17 protein-coding genes are annotated in these 15,856 nt (G+C 73.2%); 8 read left to right on the top strand and 9 right to left on the bottom strand.

Translation table 11 applies throughout. The features are described from left to right. Positions 1 to 31: 31 nt before the first annotated feature. Positions 32 to 619, bottom strand: coding sequence for a DinB family protein (locus tag ACQP12_RS30880; protein ID WP_433283566.1), 588 nt, complete (start codon positions 617 to 619; stop codon positions 32 to 34). Between the two features lie 217 nt (positions 620 to 836). Between ACQP12_RS30880 and ACQP12_RS30875 the strand changes: the two genes are divergently transcribed. Then, complete coding sequence (locus tag ACQP12_RS30875) at positions 837 to 1,664, top strand: NUDIX hydrolase (RefSeq protein ID WP_433283565.1); 828 nt, start codon at positions 837 to 839, stop codon at positions 1,662 to 1,664. Positions 1,665 to 1,715: 51 nt separating this feature from the next. Here the strand turns inward: ACQP12_RS30875 and ACQP12_RS30870 are convergent, their stop codons facing one another. Then, entirely contained in the window at positions 1,716 to 2,672 is a 957-nt protein-coding gene (locus ACQP12_RS30870; protein ID WP_433283564.1) for a helix-turn-helix transcriptional regulator, read from the bottom strand. A gap of 63 nt (positions 2,673 to 2,735) precedes the next feature. Here ACQP12_RS30870 and ACQP12_RS30865 point away from each other — a divergent pair, with 63 nt between their 5' ends. After that, on the top strand, positions 2,736 to 3,926 hold the full coding sequence (locus ACQP12_RS30865; RefSeq protein ID WP_433283563.1) for an epoxide hydrolase family protein: 1,191 nt from the start codon (positions 2,736 to 2,738) through the stop codon (positions 3,924 to 3,926). A 77-nt stretch (positions 3,927 to 4,003) separates the two neighbouring features. Here the strand turns inward: ACQP12_RS30865 and pstB are convergent, their stop codons facing one another. From pstB to ACQP12_RS30830, 7 genes are all read right to left on the bottom strand, one after another. Then, positions 4,004 to 4,780 (bottom strand): phosphate ABC transporter ATP-binding protein PstB, encoded by a 777-nt coding sequence (gene pstB, locus ACQP12_RS30860; RefSeq protein WP_433283562.1) that lies wholly within the window; start codon positions 4,778 to 4,780, stop codon positions 4,004 to 4,006. Positions 4,781 to 4,800: 20 nt separating this feature from the next. After that, positions 4,801 to 5,889 carry a phosphate ABC transporter permease PstA gene (gene pstA, locus ACQP12_RS30855; RefSeq protein WP_433283561.1) on the bottom strand — a complete coding sequence of 363 codons (1,089 nt, stop codon included), beginning with the start codon at positions 5,887 to 5,889 and terminating at the stop codon, positions 4,801 to 4,803. Next, positions 5,886 to 6,971 carry a phosphate ABC transporter permease subunit PstC gene (gene pstC, locus ACQP12_RS30850; RefSeq protein ID WP_433283560.1) on the bottom strand — a complete coding sequence of 362 codons (1,086 nt, stop codon included), beginning with the start codon at positions 6,969 to 6,971 and terminating at the stop codon, positions 5,886 to 5,888. The genes pstA and pstC overlap by 4 nt, the downstream gene beginning before the upstream one ends. 41 nt (positions 6,972 to 7,012) lie before the next feature. Beyond that, positions 7,013 to 8,116, bottom strand: a complete 1,104-nt coding sequence (pstS, locus tag ACQP12_RS30845; protein ID WP_433283559.1) for a phosphate ABC transporter substrate-binding protein PstS — start codon at positions 8,114 to 8,116, stop codon at positions 7,013 to 7,015. Positions 8,117 to 8,414: 298 nt separating this feature from the next. Next, positions 8,415 to 9,341, bottom strand: a complete 927-nt coding sequence (mshD, locus tag ACQP12_RS30840; RefSeq protein ID WP_433283558.1) for a mycothiol synthase — start codon at positions 9,339 to 9,341, stop codon at positions 8,415 to 8,417. 66 nt (positions 9,342 to 9,407) lie between these two features. Further along, positions 9,408 to 10,277: a polysaccharide deacetylase family protein gene (locus ACQP12_RS30835; RefSeq protein WP_433283557.1), complete on the bottom strand. Its 870-nt coding sequence runs from the start codon at positions 10,275 to 10,277 to the stop codon at positions 9,408 to 9,410. Positions 10,278 to 10,433: 156 nt separating this feature from the next. Next, complete coding sequence (locus ACQP12_RS30830) at positions 10,434 to 11,147, bottom strand: winged helix-turn-helix transcriptional regulator (protein ID WP_091267462.1); 714 nt, start codon at positions 11,145 to 11,147, stop codon at positions 10,434 to 10,436. Positions 11,148 to 11,398: 251 nt separating this feature from the next. Here ACQP12_RS30830 and ACQP12_RS30825 point away from each other — a divergent pair, with 251 nt between their 5' ends. The 6 genes from ACQP12_RS30825 (at position 11,399) to ACQP12_RS30800 (ending at position 15,854) form a co-directional block, all read left to right on the top strand. After that, positions 11,399 to 12,439 (top strand): hypothetical protein, encoded by a 1,041-nt coding sequence (locus ACQP12_RS30825; protein ID WP_433283556.1) that lies wholly within the window; start codon positions 11,399 to 11,401, stop codon positions 12,437 to 12,439. Between the two features lie 71 nt (positions 12,440 to 12,510). Further along, the gene (locus ACQP12_RS30820) at positions 12,511 to 13,296 is read left to right on the top strand and encodes an LmeA family phospholipid-binding protein (RefSeq protein ID WP_433283555.1); all 786 of its coding nucleotides are present in this window, start codon (positions 12,511 to 12,513) and stop codon (positions 13,294 to 13,296) included. Positions 13,297 to 13,367: 71 nt separating this feature from the next. Further along, positions 13,368 to 13,445 carry an Ms5788A family Cys-rich leader peptide gene (locus ACQP12_RS30815; RefSeq protein ID WP_311202345.1) on the top strand — a complete coding sequence of 26 codons (78 nt, stop codon included), beginning with the start codon at positions 13,368 to 13,370 and terminating at the stop codon, positions 13,443 to 13,445. A gap of 205 nt (positions 13,446 to 13,650) precedes the next feature. Beyond that, the gene (locus ACQP12_RS30810; RefSeq protein WP_433283554.1) at positions 13,651 to 14,526 is read left to right on the top strand and encodes a sulfurtransferase; all 876 of its coding nucleotides are present in this window, start codon (positions 13,651 to 13,653) and stop codon (positions 14,524 to 14,526) included. A 5-nt stretch (positions 14,527 to 14,531) separates the two neighbouring features. After that, positions 14,532 to 14,855: a DUF1416 domain-containing protein gene (locus ACQP12_RS30805; protein WP_357941451.1), complete on the top strand. Its 324-nt coding sequence runs from the start codon at positions 14,532 to 14,534 to the stop codon at positions 14,853 to 14,855. Positions 14,856 to 14,990: 135 nt separating this feature from the next. Continuing rightward, positions 14,991 to 15,854 (top strand): hypothetical protein, encoded by an 864-nt coding sequence (locus tag ACQP12_RS30800; RefSeq protein ID WP_433283553.1) that lies wholly within the window; start codon positions 14,991 to 14,993, stop codon positions 15,852 to 15,854. Positions 15,855 to 15,856: the final 2 nt, after the last annotated feature.

Here is a 15,856-nt window from a genome sequence, read left to right as displayed (position 1 = left end):
CGCCGGGAAGAAGATCCACCCGTCGGGAAGCTCAGTGCGGTGCGCCGGCGGCGGCTGCTCTGGCGGCCCGCTCGATCGCCGCACACCGTGCCGCCCGGGTCGCCTCGTCGGGTTCCAGGTGCGCGTACTCGGCTGCCGCCCCGGTGGAGCCGTCGAGCTGTTCGCGCAGGATGTCGGCGTGTCCGGCGTGCCGGCTCGTCTCGGCGAGCACGTGCACCAGGATGTTGAACAGCTTCACGTTCGGGCGCGGCCACCAGGGCACATGGCCGGGCGAGTCGATGGCGAGGGCGGCGATCGTCGCGTCCGAGTGCTCCCACACCCGCCGGTAGCGGTCGATGATCTCCTCGCGTGTCTCGTGCTCGCTCGCCCACATGTCGGTGCCGTCGTCGGCGGCGTCCCACCGGGGCAGGGGCTCGGGGAACGGCCGGTCGAAGACGTCGCCGAAGTACCTGGCCTCCGTGATCGACAGGTGCTTGACCAGGCCGAGAAGGTTGGTTCCCGTGGCGGTCAGGGGGCGGCGGACGTCGTACTCGGGCAGCCCGTCGAGCTTCCACAGCATCGTCTCGCGGATATCCCGCAGGTCGTGGTGCAGGTAGTCCTTCGCGAACTCATCGATCATGGGCCCCGACCCTGCCACGCGCCGTCGATGAGCGCAGCCCCGCGAGCCCGCTCACCGAGCAGCGCCAGAGCCGGCGAGATCTTGGACAGTTGCCGTTCGTCACGAACGGAAACTGTCCAAGATCGGGTTGCGGTGAGGGGGTGGCGGTGGCCGGTCGGCCTCGTCGTGGCCGTCCTGCCGGGCTGATGATCGACTGGTCGGGAACTAGGCTCGGGGCATGACGATCGACGGCTTCGCCGCACCCCCCGCCCTGGTGGAGCACGCGCGCCGGTTCCGCGCCGAGGGCGGTGTGCCGGCCGTGCCGCGGGTAGCCGCCACCGTGCTGCTGCTCCGCCCGGCCGACGCGGAGTTCGAGGTGTACCTGATCCGCCGGGTGGCCGCCATGACCTTCGGCGGGATGTACGCCTTCCCCGGCGGCGGCGTGGACCGCTCCGACTCGCAGGCCCACCTGGACTGGGCCGGCCCGGCGCCCGCCGGGTGGGGCGAGCGGCTCCGCCTCGACCCGGCCGCCGCGCAGGCGGTGGTCTGCGCCGCCGCCCGGGAGGTCTTCGAGGAGGCGGGCGTGCTGCTGGCCGGCCCGGACGGCGGGACCGTGGTGGGCGACGTGAGCGGGGACGACTGGGAGGCGGCCCGGCAGGACCTGGTGGCCCGGCGGACCGGCTTCGCCGACCTGCTGGCCGGTAAGGGCCTCACCCTCCGGTCCGACCTGCTGCTGCCGTGGAGCCGGTGGATCACCCCGGAGTTCGAGCCGCGTCGCTTCGACACGTACTTCTTCGTCGCCCTGCTGCCAGAGGGGCAGCGGACCCGGGACGTCTCCGGCGAGGCCGACCACACGCTGTGGCTGCGACCGGCGGACGCCCTGGCCCGGGCGGAGGCCGGCGAGCTCACCATGCTCCCGCCCACGATGGTCACCCTCGGCGAGGTGGCCGCGGCCGGCGACCTGGCCGGCGTGGCCGGCGCTTCGGCGAAGCGCGACCCCGGCACCCCGGTCACGCCGCACCTCGACCTCTCCGACGCCGAGGCGCCCCGCTTCCGCTTGTCCTGAGGCCCCGCTGGCCGCGGCGGGGACGACGACCTCCGTCGTGACCCGGACCGGTCAGCCGGTGGCGCGGAGGTAGCGGGCCGCCAGGGCGCGCAGGAGGTCGGCCAGTTCGGGCGGGTCCTCGACGGTGAAGTCGAGGTCGAGCAGGCCGAGCCAGACCGCGATCGTCTCCAGCCGGTCGGCGCCGGTGTGCAGGAGGCAGGTCCCGTCGCCGGCCGGCTCGACCGTGCCGACGGCGGCGTTGATCCGGTCGGCCACCACCTCGGCGGGGGCGTGCACCCGGACGCGCGCCCGGTGCCGCCAGGCGGCGGAGGAGACCCCGTGCCGGACCCGGTCCACGACGTCCCCGGGCAGCTCGCGCGCCGCGAACCGGGGGCCGGTCGGGGTACGCGGCGTGATCCGGTCCACCCGGAAGGTGCGCCAGTCGTCCCGCGCCGGGTCGAAGGCCACGAGATACCAGCGCCGGCCCCAGTTGACCAGGCGGTACGGCTCGACGTCCCGCCGGTCCGCGGTCCCGTCGTGGCGGACGTAGTCGAACCGCAGCCGCTCCCGGTCGCGGCAGGCGGCGCTGAGCACGCTGAGCGTTTCGGCGTCCACGGTCGGGCCGGGCTGGTCGTGCGGCACCCGGACGGTGTGCGTGTGCAGGGCCGTGACCCGGCGGCGCAGCCGGTGGGGGAGCACCTGCTCCAACTTGGCCAGCGCCCGCAGCGAGGTCTCCTCGATGCCGGCGACGCTGCCGCCCGCGGCGGTGCGCAGCCCGACCGCCACGGCCACCGCCTCCTCGTCGTCGAGGAGCAGCGGGGGCAGGGCCGCTCCGGCGCCCAGCCGGTAGCCGCCGACCGCGCCCCGCGTCCCGTGCACCGGGTAGCCCAGCTCGCGCAGCCGCTCCACGTCGTTGCGCACGGTCCGGGTGCTCACCGCGAGGCGCTCGGCCAGCTCGGCGCCGGTCCAGTCGCGCGGGGTCTGCAACAGCGACAGCAGGCGCAGCAGCCGCGCCGAGGTCTCCAACATTTCCCGGATTCTGCCAGCGTATTAGGAACGGAACGTTCCTAATCCCTTCCTAGGCTCATGGTCATGGCAGACAACACCGCGATCGTCCCGTTCCGTATCGACGTCCCACAGGCCGACCTGGACGACCTCGCCGACCGGCTGGCCCGGACCCGCTGGGCCGAGGAGCTGCCCGCCGACCCGGACCCGGCCGCCCCCGCCGGCCCGATCCCGCCCGGCTGGGAGTACGGCGTCCCGCTGAGCTGGGTGCGGCGGCTGGCCGAGCGCTGGCGAACCACCTACGACTGGCGGGAGTGGGAGGCGCGGCTCAACGCGTACCCGCAGTTCACCACCGAGATCGACGGGCAGCGGGTCCACTTCCTGCACGTCCGCTCGCCCGAGCCGGACGCCACCCCGCTGATCCTCACCCACGGCTGGCCCGGCACCGTCGCCGAGTGGCTGGACGTGATCGGTCCGCTGACCGACCCGCGGGCGCACGGCGGCGACCCGGCCGACGCCTTCCACCTGGTCATCCCGTCGGTGCCCGGGTACGGCTTCTCCGGGCCGACCCGGGAGCGCGGCTGGAACCGCCACCGGGTGGCCCGCGCCTGGGCCGAGCTGATGCGCCGCCTCGGCTACGAGCGGTACGGCGCGGCCGGCAACGACCTGGGTGCGTTCGTGTCGCCCGAGGTGGGCCGGGCCGACCCGGAGCACGTGCTGGGGGTGCACGTCACGCAGGTCTTCTCCCTGCCGTCCGGTGATCCCGCCGAGCTGGCCGCGCTCAGCGAGGAGGAGCGGGGCAAGGTGGCGTTCGCCGACTGGTTCGTGCAGCGGCGGGGCGGCTACGACAAGCTGCACTCGACCGAGCCGCAGAACGTCGCGCACGCGCTGGCCGACTCGCCGGTGGGCCTGCTCGGCTGGCTGGGCCAGCTCATGGGGGATCAGATCGACGTCGACCACGTGCTCACCAACACGACCATCTACTGGCTGACCAACACGGCCGCCTCGGCGGCCCGCTACTACTACGAGGACGCCGAGGCGGTGCACCCGACGCAGAAGGTCAACGGGCGGGGCACGGAGGTGCCGGAGCCGACCACGGTGCCGCTCGGCCTGGCCAACTTCGCCTGGGACTTCCAGTCGATCCGCACCCTCGCCGAGCGCGACCACAAGAACATCGTCTCCTGGCACACGTACGACCGGGGCGGGCACTTCGCCGCCCACCAGGCGCCCGACCTGCTGGTGGCGGACCTGCGGGAGTTCTTCGCCGCGCTGCGCTGAGCGGAGCCGGTACGCGGACACGCCGAGGGCCCCGGTCGGGATCGACCGGGGCCCTCGCGGACCGGCTTGTCAGCGGCTCAGCCGAAGCGGCCGGTGATGTAGTCCTCGGTCTTCTTCTGGCTCGGGTTGCTGAAGATCTTCTGGGTGTTGTCGTACTCGATGAGCCGGCCCGGGTCGCCGGTCTTCTCGATGGAGAAGAAGGCGGTCCGGTCCGACACCCGGGCGGCCTGCTGCATGTTGTGCGTGACGATGATGATCGTGAACTTGTCCTTGAGCTGGAACATCAGGTCCTCGATGGCCAGCGTGGAGATCGGGTCCAGCGCCGAGCAGGGCTCGTCCATGAGCACCACCTGCGGCTCGACCGCGATGGTGCGGGCGATGCAGAGCCGCTGCTGCTGACCGCCGGAGAGGCCCGCGCCCGGCTTACCGAGCCGGTCCTTCACCTCGTCCCACAGGTTCGCCGAGCGGAGCGCCTTCTCGGCGGCCTCCTCCAGGATCGGCTTGCGCCGCACGCCGTTGAGCCGCAGGCCGGCCACCACGTTCTCGAAGATGCTCATGGTGGGGAACGGGTTCGGCCGCTGGAAGACCATGCCGATCATCCGGCGGACGGCGGTGACGTCGACGTCCCGGTCGTAGATGTCCTGGTTGTCGATGGTCAGGCTGCCCTCGACCCGGGCGCCCGGGAGCACCTCGTGCATCCGGTTGACCGATCGCAGGAAGGTGGACTTGCCGCAGCCGGACGGCCCGATGAGGGCGGTCACGGTCTTCGGCTCGACGGTCAGGTTGATGTTCTCGATCGCCTTGAACCCGCCGTAGTAGGCGGTGACGTCGGTGGCTTCGATGCGCTTGGCCATGGTGGTGGTACCTCCGGGGTTCATCGGCCGAGCCGGTTGCGACGGGCCAGCAACTTCGCCGCGACGGTCAGGACGAGGACGAGGGCGACCAGGGTCAGCGCCGCGGTCCACGCCCGTGCCGGCGAGTACTTCGAGGCCTCGCCGGCCTGCTGGTAGACGAAGAGGGCCAGCGACGACTGGTTGTTCTCGAACGGGTTGAAGTTGATCGCGGCGCCGCCGCCGGCCACGAGCAGCACAGGCGCGGTCTCGCCGGCCGCCCGCGCGATGGCGAGCATGATGCCGGTGACGATGCCGGGCAGCGCGGTCGGCAGCACGACCCGCAGGATGGTCTTCCACTTCGGTACGCCGAGGGCGTAGGCGCCCTCGCGCAGGGGGGCCGGCACGAGGCGGAGCATCTCCTCGGTGGACCGGACCACGGTCGGCAGCATGAGCACGCTCAGGGCCAGCGCGGCGGCGAAGCCGGAGAAGCCCGGCCGGCCGTCGTTGAACCACGGCGACACGATCAGCACCCAGAAGGCCAGCACGAACAGGCCCGTGACGATCGACGGGATGCCGGTCATCACGTCCACGAAGAAGCGGATCGTGAAGGCGAACCGGCCCCGGCCGTACTCGACCACGTAGATCGCGCAGAGCACGCCGAGCGGGACGGTGATCAGCGTGGCGATGCCGACCTGCTCCAGGGTCCCGATGATGGCGTGGTACGCGCCGCCGTTGGCGTCCCGGGCCCCGATGTTGTTCATCGAGGTGCCGAAGAAGTTGCCGTCCAGCCGCTCGGAGCCCTTGCTGACCAGGGTCCAGACCACCGAGGCCAGCGGCAGCACCGCCAGCACGAAGGCGGAGTGGATGAGCGCGCTCCAGGTCCGGTTGCGGGCCGCCCGGCGGCCCTCCACCGCGTTCGCGGCGGCGTAGAGGCCGGCCAGGTAGAGCAGCGCGCCGACGACCACGACCAGGACCGGGCCGCCGATGCCGGCGCCGTAGACGACGCCGGCCGAGACCAGCAGCGCCACGACGGCGATGACGGGCGCGGCGTACGCGGGAAGTCGCCGGGCCCGCAGCGTGAGCGGCTGGGTCGGCGGCTGGGGGCGGTGAGAGGTGACGGTGGTGGTCATGCGGCCGACTCCGTGAACTCGCGGCGGCGGTAGATGATCGCGCGCGCGGTGATGTTGACGATCAGCGTGATCGCGAAGAGCACCAGGCCGGAGGCGATCAGGGCGCCCCGGCCGGTGTCGTTCGCCTCGGCGAACCGGTTCGCGATGTTCGCGGCGATCGAGTTCCCGCCGCTCTGCAGGACGTTGAACGAGATGGCGTACGTGGAGCCGAGGGTCAGCGCCAGGGCGATGGTCTCGCCGAGCGCCCGGCCCAGGCCCAGCATCACCGCGGCGATCACGCCGGGCCGGCCGTAGGGCAGGACGGCGGTGCGGACCATCTCCCAGCGGGTGGCGCCGAGGGCGAGGGCGGCCTCCTCGTTGGCGGTCGGGGTCTGCCGGAACACCTCGCGGGACAGCGAGGTGACGATGGGCAGCACCATGATCGCCAGCACCACCGAGCCGAGCAGGATCGAGTTCCCGTACGGGCCGTCGCCGAAGATCGGGATCCAGCCGAAGTACCGGTGCAGCCAGGCCGACAGGTCGGCGACCGGCTGGGCGAAGTAGTCGCGGCCCCAGAGCCCGAAGACCACGCTGGGCACGGCGGCCAGCAGGTCGATCAGGAAGCCGAGGGCGTTGCCCAGCCGGCGCGGGGCGTAGTGCGACAGGTAGAGGGCGATGCCCAGCGCCACCGGCACCGCCATGAGCAGGGCGAGCAGCGCGGTGAGCACGGTGCCGAAGGCGAGCGCCCCGATGCCGAACTTCGGCGGGTCGTCGTTCGGGAACCAGCCCTCGAAGGTCCAGAAGGACTCGGTGTTGTCCCGCAGCGCAGGCACGGCCTTGGCGATCAGGAAGATCGCGATGGCCGCGATGACCACCAGGACGGTGGTGCCGGCGGCCAGGGTCAGGCCGCGGAACGCGCGTTCCGCGCCGAAGGCCCGGGCCCGGGGCAGCCCGCCGCCGCCACCCAGGCCGTTGTCGGGGATGCCAGGGATGCCGGAGGGCTCGGCCACAGGCGCCGAGGCACCGGCGGGCCACTCGTGGCTCGTGGCCACGCGGGTCCCGCCGGTGCCGGCGTGCGCCGAGCGGTGAGGGGTGTCACCCATCTGCTCGCTCGCTTCGGTAGAGGAGGTGTGTGGTCAGTGCGTCAGGAGAGGCTCTTGACCGCGGTCTCGACCTTGGCGCGGACGGTCTCGGGCAGCGGGGCGTAGCCCAGCTCGACCAGGTCCTGCTGGCCCTCGGCGCTGGCGGCGTGGCTCAGCAGGCCCTTGACCAGCGGCAGCTTGTCGGCCGCGAGGCCCTTGCTGCAGACGATCTCGTAGGTCGCCAGGACGATCGGGTACGCCCCGGCCTCCTTGGTGTTGTAGTCGATCGACATCTTGAGGTCGTTGCCCTGGCCCTCGATCTTGGCCCCGGCGATGGTCTTGCCGGCCGACTCGGCGGTCAGCTCGGCGAACTCACCCGCGCCGTTCTTGACCTTCGCCTTCTTCAGGCCGCCGTTCTCGGCGTAGGACCACTCGACGTAGCTGATGGTGCCGTCGGTGCTCTTGACCTTGCTGGCCACACCGTCGGACTTGGCCGCGCCGACGCCGCCCGGGGCCTTCCAGGCCTTGGCGTTGCCGAAGGTCCAGTCGGTCTCGGCGGTCTTCGACAGGTACTTGGTGAAGTTGTCGGTGGTGCCCGACTCGTCGGAGCGGTGCACCGCCTGGATCGCGGTGGACGGCAGCTTGGCGTCCGGGTTGTCGGCCTTGATGGCCGGGTCGTCCCACTTGGTCACCTTGCCGGCGAAGATCTTCGCCAGGGTGGCCGGGGTGAACTGGAGGTCGTCCGCGCCGGTGACGTTGTAGACGACGGCGACCGGGCCGATCACCATCGGCAGGTTGAGGGCCTGGCCACCGCTGCACTTGGCGTCCGCCTGGGGCTGCTCCTCCGGCTTGAGCGCGGAGTCGGAGCCGGCGAAGTCGGCGGTGCCGGCGATGAACGCCTGGATGCCGGCGCCCGAGCCGGTGGGCTCGTAGTTGATCGTCGTGCCGGCGCACTTCTGCTGGTACGCCTTGATCCACTCGGACATGGCGTTCTTCTGCGCGGAGGAGCCCTGCGCGTTCAGCGTGCCCTTGCCGCAGTCGACCGCGGCGGCGGAGCCGGAGGCGGAGGTGCCGGTCGGCTCGTTGTTGTCCGAGCCGCAGGCGCTGAGACCGAGCACCGCGGTAAGAGCGAGGCAGGCAATGGCGCCGTGCCGCTGGAGCTTCACCTGAGGGGTTTCCCTTCACGTCTTTGTCAGGTCGCCCGGTCTCCCGGGTGCCGGCGCTGACCGGCTGAAAGGAAAGGTAGAAGTGCCAGGTAGACGGTTCGCCGGTCGGAAGTGAACGACAGATGAACAGGCGCGGCCGGCCCGGTGGCCGTAGCCTGAGGGCGCGTTGTCCATTTCGTGAACGGGCGCGCCACTATCGCTAATAGTACGATTTTTCCGGGCACCCGTTATCCGGTCGAGTCCACCGCGTGACGCGGCCGTGACCGCCGTCCCGGGGCGGGGAGGTGGCGTCGAGCGGTCAGCCGAGGTGGTAGTTGACGTGCGCCGACCAGCGCGCGAAGCCGAGCCGCTCGTAGAGGGCCACCGCGGCGGCGTTGGAGTCGTCCACGTAGAGCATCACCCGGTCGAGCCCGCGCTGGTCGCGCAGGTAGGACAGGCCCGCCGTGGTGAGCGCCCGGCCGAGGCCGCCGCGGTGCGCGGACGGGTCCACCCCGAGCACGTAGACCTCGCCGATCCGCGCCGAGCCCGGACGCTCGTGCACCTTGGTCCAGTGGAAGCCGAGCAGCCGGCCGGTGGCCGAGTCCTCCGCGAGCAGGAATCCGGCCGGGTCGAACCACGGCTCGGCGAGGCGTACCCGCAGGTCGTCCGGGGTCCACCGGCCCTGCTCGGGGTGCTGGGCGAACGCGGCGTTGTTGACCGCCAGCCAGGCGTCGTCGTCCTCGCCCGGGCGGAACGCGCGCAACCGCACCCCCTCGGGCAGGGCGGGCTCCGACAGCGCGGCGGTCAGCGGCCGGCGCAGCTGCCAGAGCACGCGGGCACGGGTGAAGCCCAGGTCGACCGCGAGCGCGGCGGCCGACGGGTGGTCGCCGTGCGCCCAGGCCCGCAGCGGTCCGGAGGCGGCGGCCAGCACGCCCCGGGCGAGGGCCCGGCCGGTGCCGCGCCGCCGGTACGCCGGGTGCACCACCAGCTCCACCCCGATCCCCTCCGCCGGGTCGGTGGTGTCGAGGTGGGCGTACCCGGTCAGGGTCTCGTCGGCGGCCCGGGCCGTGAGGTGCACGGCGGGCGCCTCGGGGTCGCGCAGCCGGAGCAGCACGTGCTCGTCGAGCGGGTCCGCGCCGTCGGCGTCGCCGGCCGTGCGGGCCAGCGCCAGCACCTCGGCGACCTCGACCGGCGCCAGCCGGTCGGCGCGGGCGACACGGTCGGCGGTCGGCGTGGTGCTGCTCATCCCGCCACCGTAGCGGCCGGCGGGCCGCCGATCATGCCGGACGCGGGCACCGGGCGGTGGCGGTGGTCACGTGGTGCCGGTGGGCAGCGCCTCAAGCTGGAAGCGGTGCAGCAGCTCGGGGAGCAGGCGCTGCAACGCGTCGACCGTGCCGGAGCGGTCGCCGCCCGCGTCGTGCATGAGCACGATCGAGCCCTGCCGGGTCTCGGTCAGCACCGTCTCGACGATCTTGTCGGCGCCGGGCACCTGCCAGTCCGTCGGGTCCACCGCCCAGTGCAGTGGCGTCATGCCCATCTCCTCGCAGACCGACACCACCGGATAGGTCCAGGCGCCACCCGGCTGCCGGAAGTACGCGATCCGCGCGTCCGGCGCCGCCGCCAGGATCGCGTCGTTGGTGCGCGTCAGGTCGTCCCGGATCGCCTCGGCCGAGCGTTTGCCCAGGGTGACGTCGTGGTTCCAGGAGTGGTTGCAGATGCTGTGCCCGTCGGCCACGATCGACCGGACCAGGTCCGGGTGGGCCTCCGCGTTCTCGCCGACCACGCAGAAGGTGGCCCGCACGCCGTACTCCTTGAGCAGGGCGAGCACCTGCGGTGTCCACTGTGGGTCGGGACCGTCGTCGAAGGTCAGCGCGATCCGGGCGGAGCCGGTGCTGACCAGCGCGCCGTACGGGCCCTCGCTGTCGTCGGCCTGGGGGCCGTGGCCCGAGGCGCTCGGGCTGGCGGAGGGGCTCGGCTCGCCGTGGTCGCCGGCCGGCGGGCCGGGGAACTCGGTGCTGGGTGGCTGGTCGCCGTAGTGCGGAGCGTGGACGCTGGCCGCCATCCCGGAGCCCCGGTGCGGGTGCTCGGGCATCAGGCTGCGCCCGAGCGCGAACGCGGAGCCGAGCAGCGCGGCCACCACCACCGTCACCAACACGGCCGCGCGTAGCGTCGACGCCGACATCAGCCGGCCCGGCCGTTCTTCGCCCCCGCGGTCAGCACGCGCACGTCGCCCCCTTCGCCCGGCAGATCCGGCAGTCAGAGTAGGTCTGACTGAGTGGGCAAAAAGGGCAAAACCGGGTAAGCCTCCCCAATGGGGGACGAGGCAGAATTTGTTGGATCAGACGGGCAGCGGGGCGGGCTCCGACTCCGGCAGCGAGCGCGACGGCGGCACGACGAACTTGTAACCCACCTGGCGCACCGTGCCGATCATCGACTCGTACTCCGAGCCGAGCTTGGCGCGCAGCCGCCGGACGTGCACGTCGACCGTGCGGGTGCCGCCGAAGTAGTCGTAGCCCCAGACCTCGCGGAGCAACTGGTCCCGGGTGAACACCCGACCCGGGTGCTGGGCGAGGAACTTCAGCAGCTCGAACTCCTTGTAGGTGAGGTCGAGCGGGCGGCCCTTCAGCTTGGCCGCGTAGGTGTCCGGGTCGATGGTCAGCTCGCCGGCCCGGATCGAACCGCCGGCGCCCGCCGTCGCGTTGCTCAGCCGGCCGACCGCGAGCCGCAGCCGGGCCTCCACCTCGGCGGGACCGGCGCCGGCGAGGATCACGTCGTCCACGCCCCAGTCGGCGTTGAGCGCGATCAGCCCGGCCTCGGTGACCACCGCGACCAGCGGAACGCCCAGCCCGGTGGCGTGCAGCATCCGGCAGGTCGCGCGGGCCTCGCTCAGCTCGGCGCGGGCGTCCACCAGGACGGCGTCCGGGGTCGGGCCGGAGACCAGCGTGCGCACGTCGCGCGGCGCGGTGCGGACCGAGTGCGGCAGCAGGTCGAGCGCCGGCAGCACCGCCGATGGTTCACCTGCGCGCGCGGTCACCAGCAGCAGGAGCTCCACACGATCACCTCCGTCCCGGCGGCGCTCAAGGCCGCGCGCGACCAGCGGCACTCCGTCGAGGGAGGCGCTGAGAACTTGCGTGGGTCCCGGCGTCGCTGACGGGCGGGTAACGGCTTGAGCGTAACCGATCGCCCGGCCGTCACCTCCGTACCCTTTCCTGTTTGTCTGGTCTGCCCCTGATCGGGGCTCAGGTTTTAACGTTGCCGAAACCGTGACTCCGCCCGGCCGGCCGGGTCTGGCACGATCGGGGCGTGTTTCCCTCCACCTCGCCCGAGACCGGCCGTGAACCGTGGTCCGACGACGCCGCCTCCGGGCCCGCCCGTGGCTACCCGCCGGCCCCGCGCACCGGCCCCGCCGACGCCGACGGGGGCGGGCGGGAGCGGAAGGGCCCCCGCCGGCTCCGCAAGGGCGGGCCGGGCCGGCGCCCCGACGACGAGGCCGACGAGGCGCCCGAGGAGGAGGTGCCTCCGGTCCCGGTGCGCCGCCCGCTCGCGCTGACCGTCGCGGGCTTCGCCGCGCTGCTCGGCGTGGGCCTGGTGCTCGGCGCGCAGACCGCCGGTCCCGGGCACCGGCTGCCCTTCGCGTTCATCATCTTCGGCGTCCAGCTGCTCTTCGTGCTGGCCTGGACGATGGCCATGCGGCCGCCCGCGCTGCTGGTCGTCGCGCTGGTCAGCGCCGCTACGGCCGGGATCGCCGACGCTGCCGCCGTGCAGTCGGACATCGCCGGCCTGGCCCCCCTCGGCTACGCGGCCGCCGCCGGCTTCGTGCTCGCCGTGCTCGGCCAGCTCTTCCGCCGGGTGGACCGGGTCCGGGTGACCGACTCGCTGGGCAGCACCCTGCTGATCGTCGTGGGGGTGGTCGCGTTCGCCACGCTGATCGTGCTCAGCCGGATCCCCAAGGGCACCCAGGCGATCACCGTCTGCCTCACCGCCGCCGGGGTGGCCCTGCTGGTGGCCCGGCTGACCGACGCGGTGGCCCCCTGGCCGCGGCTCGCCCCGCAGGTGCCCCGGGGCGCCTCCGGCGTGGTCGCCGGCGCCATGCTCGGCACCCTGACCAGCGCCGTGCTCGGCATCTACCTGGTCGGCTTCACCCCGACCAGCGCCGCGCTGGTCGGCCTCGTCACCGCGGGCACCGCCGTCCTGGCCGACCTCGCCGTGGGGTACGCCGAGGCGGGCCGGCTGATGGCCGGCGAACCGCCGACCATGTGGGTGGCCCGGCACATGCAGGGCCCGCTCGGCGGCTTCGCGCTCGCCGCGCCGGCCGCGTACGCCATGTGCGTGCTCTTCCTCTGAGCGCGCGGTTGGGGAATCGGCGCTCCGGGTAAGTACGGTTGCGGCGATCAGCGGCGAGGGCAGGAGGCGGCGTGGCAGAGGCGTACCCGGCAAACGAGGGCCGTCCCCGGCGGCGGGGCCGGAAGGTGCTGGTCGGTTTCGTCGTCCTGCTGCTGGTCCTGGCCGGCCTCCTGGTCGTCGCCGACCGGGTGGCCGCCGGCGTCGCCGAGCGCGCCATCGCCGACCAGGTGAAGAAAGAGGTCGCCAAGCAGGACGCGCAGTCCGCCGCGCCCCAGGTCGAGGTCGGTGGCTTCCCGTTCCTCACCCAGGTGCTCGCCGGGAAGTACGAGCGCATCTCCATCGTGCTGACCGACGTGCAGGGCAACGTGCAGGGCGGTGCCGTCAGCGTGCCGCGGCTGGACGTGGACGCCCGCAACGTCAAGGCGTCCCTGGACACCCTCCGCTCCGGCCAGGGCGACGTGGTGGCCGAGACCGTCGACGGCCGGGGCACGGTGACCTACGACAGCCTGGCGAAGCTGCTCGACCGCCCCGGGCTCACCCTCGGCGAGCGGAACGGCAAGCTCGCGGTCACCGCGCCGGTGGACATCCTCGGCGCCAAGCTCACCGTGAACGGCACCGCCGACGTGACCGTCGCAGGCGGCAAGGTGGCCCTGCGCTTCAACGACGTGACCGCCGAGGGCCTGCCCAACCTGCCGCTCGCCAAGACGCTGCTGGCCAACTACGCCAAGGGCATCTCCGTCGACGTGCCCCTGCCGGAGCTGCCCTTCCAGCTCAACGTGCGCAAGGTGCAGCCGACGCCGGAGGGCCTCGTGGTCGACGCCGACGCGCGGAACGTGCCCATCAACTCGGCCCGCTGACGCCCCGCCCGTGTCCCGGATGCTGGTCGGCCCGGTGGCAGCCACCGGGCCGGCTGGTAGTCTCCCTCTCCATGGGGACGCTCCTCACCAAACGGCGCGCGGTCGACCTGTGCCGCGTGGCCACCTGCCTGTGTCGCCCCGTCATCTGACGGCGGGGCTGTCCTCGGCCGCTTAGCGGCCACCGGCACACAGGGTCCGCGTTACCCTCCGGTTTCCCCCCTGATCGCCCGGCAGCGGCGCCGTCGCACGTACCCGTGATCCGTTCCTAGCTCTGGGTCCCGCGCGTGGTGCGACAATCACCGACTTCGATCTCCGCGCGCTGGCTCACCATCCATCCTCACAGGGAGTGATCTGATGAGTCGCGACACCGCACTCGTCTCGGCCGAGTGGGCCGAGAAGAACATCGACGCCCCGGGCGTCGTCTTCGTCGAGGTCGACGAGGACACCTCGGCCTACGACACCGGCCACCTCGCGGGCGCCGTGAAGCTCGACTGGCGCACCGACCTCCAGGACCCGGTGCGCCGGGACTTCGTCAACCAGGACCAGTTCGCGGCGCTGCTCTCCGAGCGGGGCATCGGCAACGACGACACCGTCATCCTCTACGGCGGCAACAACAACTGGTTCGCCGCGTACGCGTACTGGTACTTCAAGCTCTACGGCCACCGCGACGTCAAGCTGCTCGACGGCGGCCGCAAGAAGTGGGAGCTGGACGCCCGTCCGCTCGTCACCGACGCGGTGCGGCGCCCGGCGACGCAGTACGTCGCGCAGGCGCCGGACACCTCGATCCGTGCCTTCCGCGACGAGGTGGTCGACGCCATCGGCACCAAGAACCTGGTCGACGTGCGCAGCCCCGACGAGTACGCCGGCCGGCTGCTCGCCCCCGCCCACCTCCCGCAGGAGCAGGCCCAGCGGGCCGGCCACGTGCCGACCGCGATCAGCGTCCCGTGGTCCAAGGCGGCCAACGAGGACGGCACGTTCAAGTCCGACGACGAGCTGCGCAAGATCTACGCCGACGCGGGGCTGGACGACAGCCGGGAGACCATCGCCTACTGCCGGATCGGCGAGCGTTCCTCGCACACCTGGTTCGTGCTCCAGGAGCTGCTCGGCCACCGCAACGTGAAGAACTACGACGGCTCCTGGACCGAGTACGGCTCGCTGGTCGGCGTGCCGGTCGCGCTCGGCGACACTCCCGGCGAAGCCGGGTCGGACAGCTCTGTCGGGGAGGCCTGATCTTTATGACTGCTCCCACCGCCGCCGGCTGCGCCGCTCCGGACCAGGCCGCCCCCCTCCCGGCCAGCCTGGACCTGGAGAAGGAGACCGTCATCACCGGCCTCGTCACGGCCGAGTCCGGCGAGGCAGTGCCGGGCGCGTACGTCCGGCTGCTCGACTCGACGGGCGAGTTCACCGCCGAGGTGGTGACCTCCCCGGCCGGCCAGTTCCGGTTCTTCGCCGCGCCGGGCAACTGGACCCTGCGGGCGCTCTCCCGGCACGGCAACGGCGACACCGCCGTCACCGCCGCTCGCGGGATCAACGAGGTGACCGTCACGGTCGCCGCCTGACCCACGCTCTGACCGTGGCCCGTCGCCCTCAGGGGGCGACGGGCCACGAGCCGTTTCCGGCGGTCCGTCACGGCGGATCGACGGGCGGGCCGAGGTGCGGCCCGGCCGGTCGTCACGGCGTGACACCATGGCCCGGTGAGTGAGGCCGTCCAGGCGGGATACGCCCCGCCGACCCGTCCCGACCAGCCGGGCCCCGGCCGGCGTCGGCTGCGCTGGCTGGTGGCCGCCACGGCGGCGTGGGCGGTGCTGCTCGCCGGCCTGACCTGGTGGTCGGTGCGGCACGACCCGCCGACCGTCAAGGAGCAGCGCTCGCTGGACCAGGCCGGCCCCGTGGTGGACCGGGCGCTCGGCCGGCTGACCGCCGCGGTCGGCCGGGACGGGGTGCCGGCGCTGCTGCCGGACCGGATCGAGCGGGGCTGCCGGGTCACCCCGCTGGACGACGGCATCGAGCTGGAACGCGGCGTGGCGGTCGCCGTGGCCGGCGACGACGTACGCCAACTGCTCCAGCGGGTGGCCGACCGGTTGCCGGCCGACTGGCGCGCGGGCGTCTCGTCGTTCGGCGGCGAGCCGCGGCTGCGCGCCGACGCCGGGGAGTTCGTCGCGGTCGAGGGCCGGTCCGCCGGGCCCGGCCGGGTGCTGCTGACCGCCACCACCGGCTGCCGGCCGGTGGGGGCGGGCTACCGGCCTCCGGCGGCCGACGCCGCAGCCGAGACCGCCGAGGCGGACCGGGCCGTGCGCCGCTGGGGCGGCGCGGCCGGGCCCGTCCAGGTGCTCGCGGCGCCCTGCCCCGGGGGCGGAACCGCACGCACGGCCCGCGCCGAGACGGCCGCCGGGCCGGCCGGGACCCCGCTCGCGGCGGCCTTCCGGGAGGCCGCCGGCGGCTCCCCGGTGCTCCGTGACTCCGCCGAGGAGTACGCCCTGCGCGGCAGCTTCGCGGTGCTGGCCGAGCGGGTCGACGACCGGGTCCGGGTGGCCGTCACCACCCCCTGCCCGGCCTGACC

The organism is Micromonospora sp. CA-244673 (assembly GCF_050948395.1).
Taxonomy (GTDB): domain Bacteria; phylum Actinomycetota; class Actinomycetes; order Mycobacteriales; family Micromonosporaceae; genus Micromonospora.
This window is presented reverse-complemented; position numbering and strand designations above follow the sequence as displayed.

Excerpts from the sequence above, each read along its gene's own strand:
- pstA (WP_433283561.1), bottom strand. The coding sequence starts at position 5,889 with ATGACCACCACCGTCACCTCTCACCGCCCCCAGCCGCCGACCCAGCCG.
- ACQP12_RS30875 (WP_433283565.1), top strand. The coding sequence starts at position 837 with ATGACGATCGACGGCTTCGCCGCACCCCCCGCCCTGGTGGAGCACGCG.
- ACQP12_RS30880 (WP_433283566.1), bottom strand. The coding sequence starts at position 619 with ATGATCGATGAGTTCGCGAAGGACTACCTGCACCACGACCTGCGGGAT.
- ACQP12_RS30805 (WP_357941451.1), top strand. The coding sequence starts at position 14,532 with ATGACTGCTCCCACCGCCGCCGGCTGCGCCGCTCCGGACCAGGCCGCC.
- pstB (WP_433283562.1), bottom strand. The coding sequence starts at position 4,780 with ATGGCCAAGCGCATCGAAGCCACCGACGTCACCGCCTACTACGGCGGG.
- pstC (WP_433283560.1), bottom strand. The coding sequence starts at position 6,971 with ATGGGTGACACCCCTCACCGCTCGGCGCACGCCGGCACCGGCGGGACC.
- mshD (WP_433283558.1), bottom strand. The coding sequence starts at position 9,341 with ATGAGCAGCACCACGCCGACCGCCGACCGTGTCGCCCGCGCCGACCGG.
- ACQP12_RS30815 (WP_311202345.1), top strand. The coding sequence starts at position 13,368 with ATGGGGACGCTCCTCACCAAACGGCGCGCGGTCGACCTGTGCCGCGTG.
- ACQP12_RS30865 (WP_433283563.1), top strand. The coding sequence starts at position 2,736 with ATGGCAGACAACACCGCGATCGTCCCGTTCCGTATCGACGTCCCACAG.
- ACQP12_RS30810 (WP_433283554.1), top strand. The coding sequence starts at position 13,651 with ATGAGTCGCGACACCGCACTCGTCTCGGCCGAGTGGGCCGAGAAGAAC.
- ACQP12_RS30835 (WP_433283557.1), bottom strand. The coding sequence starts at position 10,277 with ATGTCGGCGTCGACGCTACGCGCGGCCGTGTTGGTGACGGTGGTGGTG.
- ACQP12_RS30870 (WP_433283564.1), bottom strand. The coding sequence starts at position 2,672 with ATGTTGGAGACCTCGGCGCGGCTGCTGCGCCTGCTGTCGCTGTTGCAG.